This window comes from Sphingomonas sp. Xoc002 (assembly GCF_050408055.1).
In the GTDB taxonomy this organism is placed as follows: Bacteria; Pseudomonadota; Alphaproteobacteria; order Sphingomonadales; family Sphingomonadaceae; genus Sphingomonas; species Sphingomonas yabuuchiae.
In genome coordinates, this window is sequence record NZ_CP191175.1 from 3303136 (window position 1) to 3320537 (window position 17402).

Here is a 17402-nt window from a genome sequence, read left to right on the forward strand (position 1 = left end):
TTTTCTTTGAGAGGACCCTAGCCCAGTGCGCTACGCCTACGCCATTACCAGTGCGCTCCTCCTCGGTGGTGCGACCGCGACCCTGGCCCTTCAGCCCGGCACCGCCCAGGTCGCGCAGAACGAACCCGGCGCGATCCAGGCGGTCGCCCCGCGCGCCGGCGCGCCGATGAGCTTTGCCGACATGGTCGCCAAGCTCCAGCCCGCCGTCGTCAATATCTCGACCAAGCAGTCAATCACCGTAAAGCAGCAGGCTAACCCGTTTGCCGGTACGCCGTTCGAGGGCTTTTTCGGCCAGTTCGGCGGCCAGGCCGGGCCGCAGCCGCAGAAGCGTGAAGGCGCCTCGCTGGGTTCGGGCTTCCTGATCTCGCCCGACGGCTACATCGTCACCAACAACCACGTCATCGCGCCGGGCGCACAGGGCGCGTCGGTCGATTCGATCACCGTCACGCTGAGCGACCGCAAGGAATATACCGCCAAGGTCGTCGGCCGCGACGAGACCTCCGACCTCGCGGTCCTGAAGATCGACGGCAAGAGCCTGCCCTTCGTGCGCTTCGGCGATTCGGCGCGGGCGCGGCCGGGCGACTGGGTGCTGGCTATCGGCCAGCCCTTCGGGCTGTCGAGCACCGTGACCGCAGGCATCATCTCGGCGATCCACCGCGTCACCGGACAGGGCGGCGCGAACGACCGCTTCATCCAGACCGACGCCGCGATCAACCAGGGCAACTCGGGCGGCCCGATGTTCGACATGAACGGCAATGTGATCGGCATCAACAGCCAGATCTATTCGCAGTCCGGCGGCAATATCGGCATCGGCTTCGCCATCCCGGCGGAGGATGCCAAGCCGATCGTCGAGCGCCTGATGAAGGGCCAGAAGATCGAGCGCGGCTATCTGGGCGTGCAGATCGGCGGGCCGGTCAATGACGATGTCGCCGCCTCGCTGGGCGTGCCCAAGGGCCAGGGCGAGATCATCGCCAAGGTCGAGCCGAACGGCCCCGCCGCCAAGGCCGGTCTGAAGGCGTTCGACGTCGTGACCAAGGTCAACGGCCAGTCGGTGACGCCCGAGCAGACCCTGTCCTATCTGATCGCGAACGTGCCGCCGGGCGGCCGCGTCCAGCTGGAAGTGCTGCGCGGCGGCAAGCCCGTATCGCTGACTGCGACCGCCGCGACCCGTCCGTCGAACGAGGAACTGCGCTCGACCATGGGTGACGGCTCCGACGCCTTCCCCGACGATGACGATGATGCGCAGACCACGCCGGCGGCCGGTGGCGGCCTGGGCCTGTCGGTCCAGGTGCTGACCCCCGCGATCGCACGGGCGATCAACGTCGACCCGACGACGCAGGGCGTGGTGATCGCAGCGGTCGATCCGTCGAGCGATGCCGCCGCCAAGCTGAAGCGCGGCGACGTCATTACGGCGGTCAACGGTGCGCCGGTCCGCAGCGCCGCCGATCTCCAGCAGATCGTCGCCGCCGCCAAGGCCGCGGGCCGTCCGCAGGTGCTGGCGCAGATCACCCGTGGGAAAATCGCGGGCGCGCTGATCCCGCTGCGGATCAAGTAATCCGCCAGCCTGACGGGCCGGTAAAAAAGGCCGTCGCATCCCGAGGATGCGGCGGCCTTTTGCTATTCCCGTCCCCGTTCACGGCGATACAATGCGCGCCATGGACGGTATTTTCATCGGCATGGGTGGCGGCAAGCCACAGGCGATCGACCTCAAGCGTGCAAACCGGCACGGCCTGATCGCGGGCGCGACCGGCACCGGCAAGACGGTGACGCTCCAGACGATGGTCGAGGGGTTCTCGCGTGCCGGGGTGCCCAGCTTCGTCGCCGATGTGAAGGGCGACCTGTCGGGCCTGGGCCTCGCCGGATCGGCGATGGGCAAGACCCATGCCGCCTTCACCGCGCGCGCCGCCGAACTGGGCATGACCGACTGGGCCTATGACGCCGCCCCCGTACAATTCTGGGACCTGTTCGGCACGCAGGGCCATCCCGTCCGCGCCACCGTATCGGAGATGGGGCCGCTGCTCCTCGCCCGCATGATGGGCCTGAACGAGACTCAGGAGGGCGTACTGACCATTGCCTTCCATGTCGCGGACAAGGAAGGGCTGCTGCTCCTCGACCTGGACGACCTTCAGGCGATGCTGGCCGAATGCGCCGCGCGGGCGGACGAGCTGACCACCACCTATGGCAATGTCTCCAAACAGTCGGTCGGCGCGATCCAGCGCGCCCTGCTCCAGTTGCGCACGCAAGGGGGCGAGCATTTCTTCGGCGAACCCGCCCTCGAACTGGCCGACCTGATCGCCACCGATGATTCGGGGCGCGGCGTCGTCAACATCCTCGCCGCCGATCAGTTGATGGCCAGCCCCAAGCTCTACGCCACCTTCCTGCTCTGGCTGTTGTCCGAACTGTTCGAGCAGCTTCCCGAGATCGGCGACCCCGACAAGCCCAAGCTCGTCTTCTTCTTCGACGAGGCGCATCTGTTGTTCGACGAGGCCGCGCCTGCGCTGATCGACACGATCGAGCGCGTCGTGCGGCTGATCCGGTCCAAGGGCGTCGGCGTCTATTTCATCACCCAGAACCCGATCGATGTGCCCGACAAGATCGCCGGACAGCTGGGCAACCGCGTGCAGCACGCGTTGCGTGCCTTCACGCCGCGCGATCAGGCGGCGGTGCGCTCCGCGGCGGAGACGTTCCGCGCCAATCCCGGCGTCGATGTCGCCACCGCCATCACCGAGTTGAAGGTCGGCGAAGCGCTGGTCTCGCTGCTCCAGCCCGACGGCTCGCCCTCGCCCGTCGAGCGCACGCTGATCGCCCCGCCGCGCAGCCGGGTCGGCCCCGCGACGCCGGAGGAACGCAAGGTCCTGATCGAGACCGACGCGGTCGGTGCGAAATACGACCAGGCGGTCGACCGCGAATCGGCCGAGGAACTGCTCGCCGCCAAGACCCAGGAAGCCGCCGCGGCCGCCGCCGAGGCGAAGGCGGCGACCGAGGCCGACAAGCAGGCGGCGCAACAGGCGAAGGCGGACGCGAAGGCCGCCAAGGAGGCCGAACGCGCCCGCATCGCCGAACAGCGCGCGGCGGCCAACTCCCCCTGGGCCAAGATGGCGAGCAGCGCGGCCCGCTCGGCCAGTTCCTCTATCGGGCGACAAGTGGCCAACGAGATCGGCAAGCAGGTGTTCGGCGGCGGATCGCGGCGCCGGTCGAGCAGTACGGGCGGCGGGATCGTCGGGGCGGTGGTACGCGGGGTGCTGGGGAATCTGTTTCGGGGGTAGTGGTTCCCCCTTCCCACACGGCCACCCCGACCTCCCTTCAGCCTGGGCACAGTCGAAGGCCAGGGGATTGGCAACCCGTCGAAGGGGTTGGCCCCACCCCGGCGAAGGCCGGGGCCTAGGTGCCGCGAAGCGCATGGCGCGCATAACGCCGCGTGGGAGGAATGACGCCACGTCATCAAGAGCGTACCGCGACTGGACCCCGGCCTTCGCCGGGGTGGGGCTTGGATTGATGCGATTCCCGTGGCCTTCGACTTCGCTCAGGCTGAACGGAGGTTGGGACAAATCCTCCCGCGCCCGCCACCGCGTTCCTCACACGAAACGCTAGGCGAGCGCGCGTGACTCTGCCACATCTGCGCGCATGAGCCGTACTTCCACTGCCGCCCGCCCCGTTGCCGAACTGACCCTTCGCGGCATCGCGCTGGGCGGGATCATCACGCTGCTGTTCACGGCGGCCAATGTCTATCTGGGGCTGAAGGTCGGACTGACCTTCGCCACCTCGATCCCGGCGGCGGTCATCTCCATGGCCATCCTGCGCTATCTGCCGAACAGCTCGGTGCTGGAGAACAACATCGTCCAGACGGTCGCCTCGGCGGCGGGGACGCTGGCGGCGATCATCTTCGTGCTGCCCGGCCTGGTCATGATCGGCTGGTGGCAGGGCTTTCCCTACCTCCTGACCGCCGGAATTACGGCCACGGGCGGCATTCTCGGCGTCATGTTCTCGGTCCCCTTGCGCCGCGCGCTCGTCGTCGACACCGACCTCCCCTACCCGGAGGGCCGCGCCGCGGCCGAAGTGCTGAAGGTCGGTGCGGGCAGCCGCGAGGGCGAGGCGGAGAGCGCGACCGGCCTGCGGCTGATCGTCGTCAACGCCGTCGCCTCGGCCGCCTTCGCCGTGCTGACCCAGACCAAGCTGGCGGTGGCCGAAGCCGCCATCTGGTTCCGCACCGGCGCGGGCGCCACGGGCATTTCGGGGGGGCTGTCCTTCGCGCTGATCGGGGTCGGGCATCTGGTCGGCCTGTCGGTCGGCATTGCCATGCTGGCGGGGATCGCGATCGGATGGTGGGTGGCACTGCCCATCCTGACCGCCATGGCCCCCTCGACTGGCCCGGTCGCCGAGTGGGCAGGCGGTATCTTCAGCCGCGACGTGCGTTTCCTGGGCGCGGGCGTAATCGGGGTCGCAGCGATCTGGACGCTGCTGAAGATCATCGGGCCGGTCATCGGCGGCATCCGCTCGTCGCTCGCCGCCGCCTCCGCCAAGCGCGACGGCACCGTGCTGCCCATCGGCGAGCGCGACCTGCCGATCGGGATCGTCGCGGTCGTCGCGCTGGCGACTTTGGTGCCGATCGCCGGACTATTGTGGTCGGTGATCGCGGGCGGGCCGCTCGCCGCGTCGGGCTTCGCGCTGATCGGCGGCGCGCTGCTGTTCATCCTGCTCATCGGCCTCGTGATTGCGGCCGTCTGCGGGTATATGGCGGGTCTGATCGGGGCCTCGAACAGCCCGGTATCAGGCATCGGCATCCTGTCGGTGCTGGCCGCAGCGTTGCTCCTCGTCGGCCTGTTCGGGCGCGGCACATCCCCGGAGACCACGCAGGCGCTGGTCGCCTATGCGCTGATCGTTACCGGCGTCGTGTTCGGCGTGGCGACCATCTCCAACGACAATCTCCAGGACCTGAAGACCGGCGAGCTGGTCGGTGCGACGCCGTGGAAGCAGCAGGTGGCGCTGGTCATCGGCGTCGTCTTCGGCAGTCTGGTGATCTCGCCCGTTCTCGACCTGCTCAACGCGACGCTGGGCTTTGCGGGCACGCCGGGGGCTGGCCCCAACGCACTGTCCGCACCGCAGGCCGCGCTGATCTCGGCACTGGCCAAGGGCGTGCTGGGCGGCGACCTGAACTGGGGCATGATCGGGATTGGCGCACTGGTCGGCGTCGGGGTGATCGTGATGGACGAGGTGCTGGGCAAGCTCGGCTGGTTGCGTCTGCCGCCGCTGGGCGTGGGACTGGGCATCTACCTGCCCATGTCGGCGACGCTGCCGGTCGTGATCGGCGCCACCATCGGCCATGTCTATGACCGCTGGGCCAGGCGCAGCGCCAATCCGGACGCCGCCGAGCGGCTGGGCGTGCTGGCCGCGACCGGGCTGATCGTGGGCGAGAGCCTGTGGGGCGTCGGTTTTGCGGGGATCGTCTATCTGACCAATTCGGACGCGCCGCTGGCGCTGGTCGGAGAGGGTTTTGCCACCCCCGCGCTGGTCGGGGGGACGATCCTGTTCCTCGGCATCATGGCGGCGCTGTATCGTTATACGCGCCGTCAGGTTGTCAGCCTGCCACCTGCGGCGCGCTGATCCTTATGGGGGCGTACTATCGTTCCTCCCCTGTAAGGGGAGGTGGCAGGGCGCAGCCCTGACGGAGGGGTGTCCACCTATCGAGAGCGGGACACCCCTCCACCATGCTTCGCATGGTCCCCTCCCCTTGCAGGGGAGGAATAGAGGGGGCCGCCGGGCCGTCACATCGCCGCCAGCAGCTCGCTGATCTTCACGAACGCAAAGCCGATCGAGCTGTCCGCGATGCCATAGGGCAGGAACAGCGAATCGCCGTGCCGGATCGCGCCGCAGGAGTAGACGACGTTGGGCACATAGCCCTCACGGTCCTGATCCTTCGCCGCCAGAATCGGCTGCTTCGTCCGGCCAAGCACCTTGGACGGATCGTTCTTGTCGAGCAGCGCGGCACCGATCGAATATTTGCGCATCGCCCCGACGCCATGGGTCAGCAGCAGCCATCCCTCGTCCGTCTCGATGGGCGGACCGCAATTGCCGATCTGCACCAGCTCCCACGGATAGACGGGGGTGAGGATCTTCTCGCCCTCGTCCCAATGCGTCAGCGAGTCGGACTTGAGCAGGAACAGGTTTTCGCCGTCCTGCCGCCCGATCATCATATACTGGCCCGCCACCTTGCGCGGGAACAGCGCCATGCCCTTGTTACGCGCCGCCGCGCCGGTCATCGGCACGAGGTCGAACGCGCGGAAGTCGCGGGTGCGCATCAGTTCGGACTGGATGCCCGAGCCGTCATAGGCGGTATAGGTGCCGATCCACTCGACCGCGCCGTCGTCATGCGTGAACTGGACGATCCGCATGTCCTCCAGCCCCTTGGACTGGGCCTGGGTGATCGGGAAGATGACGGTGCCCGACAGCGTCGAGTCGCGGTGGCGGTGGACCGTAATCGGGCCGCTCGGCACCTCATACTCGCCCCAGCCATGCACGTCCGTCGCGGTCGCGAAGGGCGGCTCGGGCGCGAGGCGCAGCTGGTTCTGGTCGTTGATGATGCCTTCGCGGAACGCGACCGACGAGATGTGCCCCTCGCCCACCGAGCGCATCGACATCAGGATACGCTGCGACCCCGGCTGGATGCCGGTCTGGTCGAAATGCGGCACCGCCGACGGGTTCATCAGCGCGGCGGCGGCATAGCTGTATTCGTGGCAGAAATAGGCCCCGATCAGCTGGCGCTTCTCGTCGCTGATCTTCGACCCGTCGAGCTTCAGCAGATCCTCGATCTGGTCGTAACGGGTCATGAAGACGCGCCGTGTCTGCCAGTGCCGTGCCTCGAAATCCTTCAGCACGGCTTCCAGCTGGTCGCGGGCTTCCTGCGGCGACATGGCCAGCACTTCGCCCACCAGCCGTTCGGTCCGGCTGGGGGGTGCGCCATTGCCACCGCCCCAGGCGATGTGAAACGGCCGCACCACGACGCGCGAAGGGTCGGCATGAAGCCGCAGCCGGTGGTTGAAAAGATCCATCGCGCTACCGTCTCGCCACTTTACCAAAAACGCTCATCACATCCCCCGAACATGACAGCATGTCAGGCAATGTGACGATCGGCTCCTGCCATGGATGAGGCGGAATGGCAAAGGCTGGCTATCGCGCAATTGGCGAGTTGCAGCGCCAGTATCGACTCGGCACCCTGGTTGCGGTTGAGGCCGGTCGGCATCAGCCCATCGAAACAGCCGCCGTCCTGCGCCGTCGCCAGCGGAAGGTCGAGGTCGTTGGCGCCCAGGAACCAGCCATAGGCGCGCTCGCCCTCGGCGATCCAGCGCGGGTCGCGGGTGGCGGCATAGGCCGACTGGCACGCCTCGACCGTCGCCTGCGCCTCCAGCGGCTGCTGGTCGAACTGCAACGGCTCGGCATAGGGACGGCCGAAGCTCTCGCTGCCGACCGCGCGGAAACGACCCTCGGGCGAGGTCTGCTTGCCGACGATCCACTCCAGCGTCGACAGGCCGCAGTCGATCAGGTCCTGCCGCCCCAGCGCGCGCCCTGCCTCGATCAGCGCCTGCGGCACGCGGGCATTGTCATAGGCCAGCACGATCTCGAACCACTGCCATTCGGGACGGCGTGCCTCTTCGAGCAGGGCGAGGTGCAGCGGGGGCAGCTTTTCCAGGATGGCACGTGCCAGCTGATGCCCCGGCCGCGCCTCCAGCATCGCCGCCGCGCCCAGCATCGCAAAGGCCTGCGCCCGGAGCGATCCCAGGTCGAGCGCCAGAGAGGCGGTGGCGTCGAACCACATCTGTGCCCAGTCGCGATGCTTGGCCATCTGCGCGTCGCGCGCGGTCACGCCCAGTGCCCAGAGGGTGCGGCCGTTGGAATCCTCCGACCCCACTTCCTCGCACCAGCTGCGGTCGAAGCGCATGAAGTTGCGATAGCGGCGCTCTTCGGGATTCCAGGCATATTGCAGGAACGAGGCGTAGATGGTCGTCCACTTGTCGCGCGTGACCGGGTCGATATCCGGTGCCTGGGTCATGAAGATCAACGCGCGCGCATTGTCGTCGATGCAATAGCCATGACGGCGATCAGGCACCGAATAGATGGCGTGCTGCAACATGCCGGTCGAGTCGCTCATCCGCTCGACGGCGGCGATGTCGGCCTTCAACGGCTTGATGCTGGTCTGGTATGATCCGGCGATCCGGCGCGGGCGGGCGGTGATCGCCGATGCCATCTGCTCCAGCGCCGCCTCGGCGAGGCGCGGCCAGATCATGGTGCGGCCACGGGCATAGGCGCGCTGCGACAGGCGGTTGCGTGCCGCTTCATCGGTCAGCAGCCGGTCGATCTCGCGGGCAAAGGCATCCGCATCGCAGAAATCGACGAGGACGCCGTGATCGTCGCCCAGAATTTCGACCGCATGGACATAGGGCGTGGATACCACCGCCTTACCGACGCCGACCGCATAGGACAGTGTGCCGCTCGTGATCTGGGCGGGGTTGGTATAGGGCGTCGCATAGATGTCGGCGGCTTGGAGATATTCGATCAACTCGTCATGCTCTACGAACGCATCGACGAAGGCGACATTGTCGGCCACGCCGCGCGCCTCGGCCAATGCCTTCAACCGGTCGCGATACGCCTCGCCCTCATGCGCGATCAAATTGGGATGCGTCGCGCCCAGCACGACATAGAGCAGTTCGGGATGATGCGCGGCGACGGCGGGCAGTGCCTCGATGATCGTCTCGATCCCCTTGTTCGGCGCGAGCAGGCCGAAGGTGAAGACGACCTTGCGCCCTTCCCAGCCGAACTTGGCCTTCAGCGAATCGGGCGAGATGAGTTCGCGGTCGGGCACGCCATGCGGGATCATCGCGATCTGGCGCGGGTCGGCGCCATAGACGCGCTGGAGAATGTCGCGGCCCTTGTCGGCCATGACGATGATCCGGGCGCAGCGGCGCAGCAAGCCCTCCATCACCCGGCGCTCATCGGCGGAGGGCTTTTCGAGAACGGTGTGGAGCGTCGCGATCACGGGCAGCGTGGTACGGTCGAGCAGCGCCAGCAGATGCTCGCCGGCGGCACCGCCATAGATGCCATATTCGTGCTGAACCCAGATCGCCTGCGCGCCGCTCGCCTCGATCCGGCGGGCCATGTCGATATAGGCGCCGCGCTCATGCTGCGGGATGGCGGCGGTCACGGCCGGGGGATAGGCGTAGCGACCGGGATGATCGTCCATTGCATAGACATCGACCGCCAGTTCGGGAAAACGGTTGCGCAAGGCGGAATAAACATCGGTGGTGAACGTCGCGAGCCCGCATTGACGGGGCAGGAAATTGCCGATCAGCGCCAGTCGTTCGATCACGGTTCCGTTCGCATCCACCATATCGCTTGTCCTTGCAGGCGAGAGGGAAGCGGAAAGTCCGCAATTCCCCTCGCACTAAGGTTAACCCGCGATGAGCGACGAAGGTTGCAAAGCGTATTACATATTTGCTGCACCGCACCCTTGGACTGCGTCGAAATGACGTTACGGAACGCTGAAATGTGTGTCCGTGATGGGGATGCAGTATCGTCCTGCTCACGGCTTCCCTCTCCCCTGGACAGGGGAGAGGGTTAGCGGAGCTTGCCAGTTTACTGGCTAGCGCAGCTTGGGTGAGGGGTCGAGCGAGCCAAAGGCTCGCGCGCGCGTTCCGCGCGCTCACCTCTCTATGAGGGGCGAGGGAAGGACGTTTCTCAGCGCGCGGGTACTACGTGGTCGGCGGCATCGCGGACGGTCTTGCCGTCGGCCGCCTTGCTGTCGGGTTTGAAGCCGGTCTCGTAGGAAATGCTGGCTTTCTGGCGCTGCGCCTTGAGGGTCTGGCCCAGTGCATCGGCGATCGCCTTGCGCCGCAGGATTTCCCCCGCCAGCGCCCGCGCGGGTTCGCCGGTGACGGGGGCCGCCATGCGCTGGACGATCGCATTGGCGGTGTAGCGGCCCTGATAGGGCAGCAGGATGGGATCGCCCGATGGCTGCCTGGCCACCTGGGCCGCGATCGCGGCCGGCAGGAACGCCGAGTCGACCAGGACATGATCGCGCGCGAAGGGGGTGGCGTTGCGGGTCAGTTCGTCGGCCAGCGCGTCCAGAGTCTTGAACTGGCCGAGCGCCAGCAGCGCCTCGGTGCTGGCGGGCTGGGCGAAGCGGATCTGGTCGACATAGAATTTCTGCCGCTGCGCGAACTCATAGGGATGCGCGGCGATATAGGCGTCGACCGCCTGGACGTTGGGCACCGGCACGGTATCGGCCAGCTTCCGCGCCAGCATCTCGACCAGCAGCTTCTGCTCCTGCCGTTCGCGCTGGGCGGCAAATTCGGGGGTCTTGTCGATCCCCATGTTCTGCGCCGCCTGGACCAGCAGGGTACGGTCGACCAGCTGGGGCAGGATCGCCTTGCGATAGGCGAGACGATCGACGCCCGGCGGCGCATCGGCCAGCTCGGCATCCAGCGCCTGGGTCGTGATCGCCTGTCCGTCGACCTGGGCCACCCCCTTCTCCTCGGGCTTGGACTGGCATCCCGACAGGGCCAGCAGGGCAAGGGGGACGGCGCTCCAGGACCAATGTTTCACGCGAAGAACTCCATGACCGCATACCGCACCCGCCCGCAGGCGGCTTTCGGCTAGACTGTCGGCGTTCCTGCGTCGGAAGCGGTTGCGATATTCTTATCCCGCTTGAAGGCGACGGGAAATTTCCGGTGGACGATAGGAAAAAACCGGCCGCCCATCGGACGACCGGTTTTCGCTATCGGGCGCAGCGCATTCGGCGTGCGCCGCGATGGATGGATCAGGCGATGGCGGCGTTCGGGGTGGTGCCGCGACGGCGCACGGCATAGCCCACCAGCACCAGACCCAGCAGCAGCATCGCCCAGGTCGCGGGCTCCGGCACGGCGGTCGGGGCCGAGGCCGCGCCATAGGCCTGGCCATAGGTATAGGACGACACCTTCGTCCCCAGGCCGGTGGTCGGATCGATGGTGTAGATGGCATTGTCCTTCACGCCGAACAGCGCGTCCACCGTCGAGGCCAGCCCGAACATGTCGGTCGTGCCGCCGATCAGCTGGCTGGCACCGGTCAGCGGATTGACGACCGCCAGGCCCAGATTGCTGGCGAGGTACAGCTGCCCCTTGAAGAAGGCCAGATCGCCCGCCGACTCCGGGCTGCCCATCGATCCGATCAGGCTGGCCCGCCCATTGCTGGTGTTGAGCTTGTACAGATTATTGTCGCCCGACCCGTACAGCGTACCGTCCGCGCCGAAGACCAGGCCGTTGACGAACGAACCCATCGAACCCAGTACGGTCGTCGCGCCGCCGGTCGTCGAGAGCTTGAACAGCGTGCCCCCGTCGACGCCGAACAGATCGCCGCCATTGTTGAAGGCGATGTCGTACATCACCGTGCCGGTATTGCCCAGGACGGTGCTCACCTTGGTGGTCGTGTCATAGGACACGAGGCCACCATTGGAATCGTTGATGATGATCGTCGGATTGGCGCTTGCCGCTCCTGCCGTGCCGAGCCCGATCAGCGTGGCAACCGCCATGGTGAAATGTTTGACGATCTTCTGCACGGCCCTGGTCCCTTTCGCATCCCGATGACGCGTTCCTTATCGCACCACATAAATTGCGAGTCGGACGGCTTCAAGGATGGACGATGTTTCACATCGGGATGAAGCAGGGGTTAAGCCAAGGGCCGATCAGCCGCGACCGCGATAGCCCGCCACGCCCTGATCGGGCAGCCATAGATCGGCTGGCGGGGCCGAGGATTGCCAGAACACGTCGATCGGAATGCCGCCGCGCGGATACCAATATCCGCCGATGCGCAGCCATACCGGCTTCATCTCTTCGAACAATCGCTCGCCGATGCCGACGGTGCAGTCCTCGTGGAAACCGGCATGGTTGCGGAAGCTGCCCAGGAACAGCTTCAGCGACTTGGATTCGACGATCGTCTCGCCGGGCACATAGTCGATGACCAGGTGCGCGAAGTCAGGCTGACCGGTCACCGGGCATAGCGAGGTGAACTCGGGGGCCGCGAACCGGATCAGATAGGTGCGCCCCGGACGGGGGTTGGGAACATAATCGAGCACCGCCTCTTCCGGGGAAGCGGGCAGCGCGCTTGTCTGGCCGAGATGCTTCATGAAAGGCCATGTAGGACAGCCATGCCCAAAGCGCCAACGCTGATCCCCATTCTCGGCGACCAATTGTCGATGAACCTGTCATCCCTGGAGGGCGCCGACCCCAAACGCACCGTCCTGCTGATGATGGAGGTGGAGGACGAGACGGGTTACGTCCGCCATCACAAGGCCAAGATCGCCTATATCCTGTCCGCCATGCGCCACCATGCCGAGGCCCTGAGGAAGGCAGGCTGGCGGGTCGATTACGTCAAGCTGGACGACCCCGACAATGCGGGCAGCTTCACCGGCGAGGTCGCCCGCGCGGTCGGGCGGCACGATCCCGAGCGGATCGTCGTGACCCAGGCAGGCGAATGGCGGGTCGCCGCGATGCTGGAGGCGTGGGAGACGATGTTCGGCATCCCCGTCGACATCCGCCCCGACACCCGCTTCATCGCCAGCCAGGCGGAGTTCGAGGATTGGGCGAAGGACCGCAAGGAACTCCGCATGGAGTTCTTCTACCGGCTGATGCGTCGCAAGACCGGCCTGCTGATGAAAGGCGACAAGCCCGAGGGCGGCAAATGGAATTACGACGCCGACAATCGCAAGCCCGCGCCCAAGAAGGACGTACCGCCCGAACCGCTGACGTTCGCGCCCGACACGATTACCCGCGACGTGCTCAAACTGGTCGCCGCGCGGTTCGACAATCATCCCGGCTCGCTGGACGGCTTCGCCTATGCCACGACCGTCGAGGAGGCCCAGAAACAGGCCGAGGCGTTCATGGCGCACGGGCTGCCCAAGTTCGGCGACTATCAGGACGCGATGCTGACCGGCCAGCACCAGCTCTGGCACTCGGTCCTATCGCCCTATATCAATTCGGGGCTGCTCGACCCGCTCGACCTCTGCCGGATGGCGGAGGGGGAATATGAGGACGGCAACGCCAGCCTCAACTCGGTCGAGGGCTATATCCGCCAAATCATCGGCTGGCGCGAATATGTGCGCGGGCTCTACTGGCATGTCGGGCCGGATTATGTGGACCGCAATTTCCTGCGCGCGCATCGGAAATTGCCCGGCTTCTACTGGACCGGCGAGACCGACATGCACTGCATGGCCGAAGCGCTGGGCCAGACGCTCGACACCGCGCATGCCCATCATATCCAGCGGCTGATGGTGACGGGCAATTACGCCATCCTGATTGGCGCCGACCCGGCGGAGGTGCATCGCTGGTATCTGGAAATCTATATCGACGCCTATGAATGGGTCGAGCTGCCCAATGTCGTCGGCATGAGCCAGTTCGCCGATGGCGGCATCATCGCGTCCAAGCCCTATGTATCGTCCGGGGCCTATATTAACCGCATGTCGGATTATTGCGGGTCCTGCCGCTACGACGTGAAGCAGCGGGTCGGCGAGGACGCCTGCCCATTCAACGCCCTCTATTGGGACTTCCTCGCGCGGCACGAAGAGCGGTTCGAGGGGAATGTGCGGATGGCGATGGCGTACCGGAACTGGAACCGGATGGCGGAGGCGGATCGCATGGCGGTGCGGGCGCAGGCAGCGGGGTATTTGAAGGGGTTGGAATAGCCGGATTCCCGCCCCTCGCCTCTGGCCGCTCCCCTCCCGCAGGCGGGAGGGGATGGGGGAGGGTCAGGAGTCTCACAGAGACCAACGCCCGTGGCCCTTGCCCCTCCCCAACCCCTCCCCCTGCCGGGAGAGGGGCTTTAGCTTGGCTTGCGACCCCGCCCCCAACGCGCCTAGGTACGGACCCACCGACCGAGGAGCCCCAAGATGCCGCCACTCATCACCCCGGAAGAGCTCGCCGCCATCGCAGGCGAGGCGGACGTGCGCATCCTGGACGTCACCTATTTCCTCGACGACCCGGACGGCACCGGGGCCCGACGCGGATTCGAGGACGGGCATATTCCCGACGCCCGCTTCCTGCCGATGGGGGCGCTCGCCGACCCCGACAGCGACCTGCCGATGACGCTGCCGCCGCCCGAGCATTTCGCCCATGCGCTGAGCGAGGCGGGGGTCGGCCATGCCGACCGGATCGTGCTTTACGACCGTTCCCCGCTGCACAGCGCCGCGCGGGTCTGGTGGTTGCTCAGCCTGTTCGGTGCCGAGTCGGTGGCGCTGCTCGATGGCGGGCTAGAGGCTTGGGCAGAGGCGGGGCATCCCGTCACGATCGGCCCGGCGGGCGCGCCCGAAGCGCCCGGCCTGTTCCTCGCGCAAACCGACCTGGCGCGCGTGCGCAGCCTTCGCGAGGTCCGCACCCATGTCGAGGCGGGTGACGCACAGATCGTCGATGCCCGCTCGCCCGGCCGCTTCGCCGGGGCCGAGCCCGAACCGCGCCCCGGTGTCGAGCCCGGCCACATCCCCCGCGCACTGAACCTGCCCTATTCCCGGCTGTTCGAGGTCGATGGCCGCTGGAAATCCCCGGACGCCATCGCCGCCGAATTCACCGCCGCCGGGGTCGATCCCACGAAACCGATGGTCGCCACCTGTGGCTCCGGCATCACCGCCTGCGTCCTCGCCTTCGGGGCGGAGCAGATCGGCGGACTCATGCCGGTCTATGACGGCAGCTGGACCGAATGGGGCTCCGACCCCAGCACCCCCAAAGCGAAAGACGCTTGAAACGATGACCGACGACGACCTGCCCATCAAGCCCGCCACCCGTCTGGTCCAGGCGGGCCGCCGCGCGGAATGGACCAGGGGCGTGGTCAACGTCCCCGTCTGGCGCGGCTCGACGGTGCTGTACGACAATGTCGCGCATATGCGCGCCACCGGTGCGGGCGATCTGCACGAGAAGCTGTTCTACGGCCGCAAGGGCCTGCCGACCCAATGGTCGCTCGCCGATGCGCTGACCAGCCTGGAGCCGGGGGCGGAGGCAACCTTCCTCTACCCATCGGGCGTGGCGGCGATCGCGGCGGCGTTGCTGTCGGTGCTGTCGCCGGGCGACGAATTGCTGCTGGTCGACAGCGCCTATGACCCGACGCGTGGGCTGGCCACCGGCTTGCTCGCGCGGATGGGAATCACGACGCGCTTCTACGATCCGCTGGTGGGGGCTGGCATCGCCGAGCTGATCGGCCCGGCCACACGCGCGATCTTCCTCGAAAGCCCCGGTTCGCTGACGTTCGAGGTGCAGGATATTCCCGCCATCGTCGACGTCGCCAAGGCGCGTGGGATCACGACCATCCTCGACAACACCTGGGCGACGCCGCTCTTTTTCCCGGCGATCGCAAAGGGCGTCGACCTGACGGTGCTGGCCTGCACCAAGTACATCGTCGGCCATTCGGACGCGATGCTGGGGTCGGTGACGGCCGCGCCGTCGCACTGGGCGGCGCTTCGCGACACGAGTTTCCAGCTGGGTCAGGTCGCCAGCCCCGACGACGCCTATCTGGGCAGCCGGGGACTTCGCACCATGGGTGTCCGCCTCGCCCAGCATCAGGCCAGCGCGCTGACCATCGCCAACTGGCTGGCCGAACAGCCCGGCGTGGCACAGGTGCTGCACCCCGCCCTGCCCTCCTGCCCCGGTCATGAGGTCTTCGCGCGCGACTTCCTCGGGTCGAGCGGGCTGTTCGCCTTCGTGCTCGACGGCGGCACCGACGCCGCCCGCACCGCGATGCTCGACGGGCTTGCCCATTTCGGGCTGGGGTTCAGTTGGGGCGGGTATGAGAGCCTGGCCATCCCCGCCGACCCGCATCGTTATCGCAGCGTCACGAGGCGCGCGTTCGCCGGGCCGATGATCCGGTTGCAGATCGGGCTGGAAGACACGGACGACCTGATCGCCGATCTCGACCGGGGGCTCGCCCGCTTCCGGGCCGCGCGCGGATGACCCTGTTCGAATGGCTTCAGGCGAGCGGCATCGAACTGCCGACCCGCGCCGAGGCCATGGAGGCGGCGGTCGCCTCGGTCCTGACGCTCGCCATGCTGGCAGGCGGGGTGGTCGCGGGGCGCAAGCTCGGCCCGCCCATCGCCGCCATGGTACAGCGTTTCGCCATCGCCCAGGGCGAGACGCTGCACGCCCGCATCTGCGCGATCACCCGCCACGGGGCCGCCGCCTTCCTGCTGATGACCTTGGGCGCGATCTGGCCGTGGGAGTCGCTGGCGGGCGTGCCGATCGGACTGGCGCTGGGCGCGTCGGTGGCGTGGGCGGGGTTCCAGCTCTTGCGCGGACTGAACCTGCCGCGCTGGCTGGCCTGGGTCTTTGCCATCGTGTGTTTCGTGGCGCTGTTCAGCCGCGAGATCGGCGGGCTCGAGCCGGTCAGCCGCCTGGCCGAGCAGATCGGCTTTACCGTGGGGTCGCGGCGATTCTCGGTCATGCTGCTGGTGACGATGCTGGTCACGGTGGTCGCGATCCTCGCCGTCACCCGCGCCGTCACGCAAATCACCGAGCAGTGGATCGGCCATGCGCGCGGGCTGGACCCGACGCAGAAGCTGCTGGCGCAGAAACTCGCCAGCATCGCCATCGTCGTCATCGCCTTCTTCTTCGCGATGGACCTGCTGGAGATCGACCTGACCAGCCTCGCGCTGTTCTCGGGCGGTTTCGGCCTGGCGATCGGTTTCGGACTTCAGAAGACGATCGGCAATCTGATCGCCGGGATCATCCTGCTGATGGACCGCTCGATCAAGCCGGGCGACGTCATCGCGCTCCAGAACGAAATCGGCTGGGTGAACAAGATCGGCGTGCGCGCCGTCTCGATCATCACCCGCGACGGCAAGGAGCATCTGATTCCCAACGAGAATCTGATGACGCAGGAGGTGGAGAACTGGTCCTATTCCGACCGCAACGTCCGTGTCCGCATCCCCGTCTCCATCGCGTACGACAACGACCTGAAGCTGGCCCAGGACTTGATGCTGCGCGCCGCGGGCGAATCACCGCGCGTCCTGAAAAGCCCCAAGCCGACCGTCTGGCTGATGAGCTTCGGTGATTATGCGCTTCAGCACGAAATCCTGGCGTGGATCAGCGATCCGGAAAGCGGCGTCGGCAATGTCCGTTCCGACGTGCTCAACCGCCTGTGGTTTCTGTTCAAGGAGTATGGCATCGGCCTGCCCTATCCCCAGCGCGACATCCATATCCGATCGCTGCCGACGGGGATGAGGCACGAGAATCTCGACGCTTGATCTGTGTTATTTGCGCAACATCGCGTCATCCGAGCATCAGTCTATGTTCGATTATACTTGTGCAGCGCACCACGGCCTGCCAATCTTTCATAACTCGCCAAGGCAGACGGTCCGCCGGGTTTGACCCGACACACAGAGGCCGCACCGATGCGAGGTTGCA

General features: G+C 66.8%; 12 protein-coding genes. 7 read left to right on the plus strand and 5 right to left on the minus strand.

Features of this window, described 5'->3' with window-relative positions; genetic code table 11:
- Positions 1-25: 25 nt before the first annotated feature.
- The 3 genes from ACQR50_RS15180 (at position 26) to ACQR50_RS15190 (ending at position 5601) form a co-directional block, all read left to right on the plus strand.
- Positions 26-1555, plus strand: a complete 1530-nt coding sequence (locus tag ACQR50_RS15180) for a Do family serine endopeptidase (RefSeq protein WP_184104967.1) — start codon at positions 26-28, stop codon at positions 1553-1555.
- 100 nt (positions 1556-1655) lie between these two features.
- Positions 1656-3266, plus strand: coding sequence for a helicase HerA-like domain-containing protein (locus tag ACQR50_RS15185; protein ID WP_428968938.1), 1611 nt, complete (start codon positions 1656-1658; stop codon positions 3264-3266).
- Between the two features lie 358 nt (positions 3267-3624).
- Positions 3625-5601, plus strand: a complete 1977-nt coding sequence (locus ACQR50_RS15190) for an OPT family oligopeptide transporter (protein ID WP_428968939.1) — start codon at positions 3625-3627, stop codon at positions 5599-5601.
- A gap of 161 nt (positions 5602-5762) precedes the next feature.
- Here ACQR50_RS15190 and ACQR50_RS15195 read toward each other — a convergent pair whose 3' ends face one another.
- From ACQR50_RS15195 to queF, 5 genes are all read right to left on the minus strand, one after another.
- Complete coding sequence (locus ACQR50_RS15195) at positions 5763-7046, minus strand: glycoside hydrolase family 130 protein (RefSeq protein ID WP_056436675.1); 1284 nt, start codon at positions 7044-7046, stop codon at positions 5763-5765.
- Positions 7047-7108: 62 nt separating this feature from the next.
- Entirely contained in the window at positions 7109-9379 is a 2271-nt protein-coding gene (locus ACQR50_RS15200) for a glycosyltransferase (protein ID WP_428968940.1), read from the minus strand.
- Positions 9380-9726: 347 nt separating this feature from the next.
- On the minus strand, positions 9727-10593 hold the full coding sequence (locus tag ACQR50_RS15205) for a SurA N-terminal domain-containing protein (protein WP_428968941.1): 867 nt from the start codon (positions 10591-10593) through the stop codon (positions 9727-9729).
- 214 nt (positions 10594-10807) lie between these two features.
- Complete coding sequence (locus ACQR50_RS15210; RefSeq protein WP_428968942.1) at positions 10808-11581, minus strand: PEPxxWA-CTERM sorting domain-containing protein; 774 nt, start codon at positions 11579-11581, stop codon at positions 10808-10810.
- Between the two features lie 126 nt (positions 11582-11707).
- Positions 11708-12148 (minus strand): preQ(1) synthase, encoded by a 441-nt coding sequence (queF, locus tag ACQR50_RS15215; protein WP_007403692.1) that lies wholly within the window; start codon positions 12146-12148, stop codon positions 11708-11710.
- Between the two features lie 21 nt (positions 12149-12169).
- On the opposite strand from queF, the gene ACQR50_RS15220 reads away from it, so the two are divergent.
- The 4 genes from ACQR50_RS15220 (at position 12170) to ACQR50_RS15235 (ending at position 17242) form a co-directional block, all read left to right on the plus strand.
- Positions 12170-13702: a cryptochrome/photolyase family protein gene (locus ACQR50_RS15220; RefSeq protein ID WP_428968943.1), complete on the plus strand. Its 1533-nt coding sequence runs from the start codon at positions 12170-12172 to the stop codon at positions 13700-13702.
- Positions 13703-13906: 204 nt separating this feature from the next.
- Complete coding sequence (locus ACQR50_RS15225; RefSeq protein ID WP_428968944.1) at positions 13907-14752, plus strand: sulfurtransferase; 846 nt, start codon at positions 13907-13909, stop codon at positions 14750-14752.
- Positions 14753-14756: 4 nt separating this feature from the next.
- On the plus strand, positions 14757-15953 hold the full coding sequence (gene metC, locus ACQR50_RS15230) for a cystathionine beta-lyase (RefSeq protein ID WP_428968945.1): 1197 nt from the start codon (positions 14757-14759) through the stop codon (positions 15951-15953).
- The gene (locus ACQR50_RS15235; protein ID WP_428968946.1) at positions 15950-17242 is read left to right on the plus strand and encodes a mechanosensitive ion channel family protein; all 1293 of its coding nucleotides are present in this window, start codon (positions 15950-15952) and stop codon (positions 17240-17242) included. Before metC ends, ACQR50_RS15235 begins: the two co-directional genes overlap by 4 nt.
- Positions 17243-17402: the final 160 nt, after the last annotated feature.

Bases quoted from the DNA above. Each gene is read 5' to 3' on its own strand.
- ACQR50_RS15185 (WP_428968938.1), top strand. From the start codon at position 1,656: ATGGACGGTATTTTCATCGGCATGGGTGGCGGCAAGCCACAGGCGATC.
- ACQR50_RS15190 (WP_428968939.1), top strand. From the start codon at position 3,625: ATGAGCCGTACTTCCACTGCCGCCCGCCCCGTTGCCGAACTGACCCTT.
- ACQR50_RS15195 (WP_056436675.1), bottom strand. From the start codon at position 7,046: ATGGATCTTTTCAACCACCGGCTGCGGCTTCATGCCGACCCTTCGCGC.
- ACQR50_RS15200 (WP_428968940.1), bottom strand. From the start codon at position 9,379: ATGGTGGATGCGAACGGAACCGTGATCGAACGACTGGCGCTGATCGGC.
- queF (WP_007403692.1), bottom strand. From the start codon at position 12,148: ATGAAGCATCTCGGCCAGACAAGCGCGCTGCCCGCTTCCCCGGAAGAG.
- ACQR50_RS15220 (WP_428968943.1), top strand. From the start codon at position 12,170: ATGCCCAAAGCGCCAACGCTGATCCCCATTCTCGGCGACCAATTGTCG.
- ACQR50_RS15225 (WP_428968944.1), top strand. From the start codon at position 13,907: ATGCCGCCACTCATCACCCCGGAAGAGCTCGCCGCCATCGCAGGCGAG.
- metC (WP_428968945.1), top strand. From the start codon at position 14,757: ATGACCGACGACGACCTGCCCATCAAGCCCGCCACCCGTCTGGTCCAG.
- ACQR50_RS15235 (WP_428968946.1), top strand. From the start codon at position 15,950: ATGACCCTGTTCGAATGGCTTCAGGCGAGCGGCATCGAACTGCCGACC.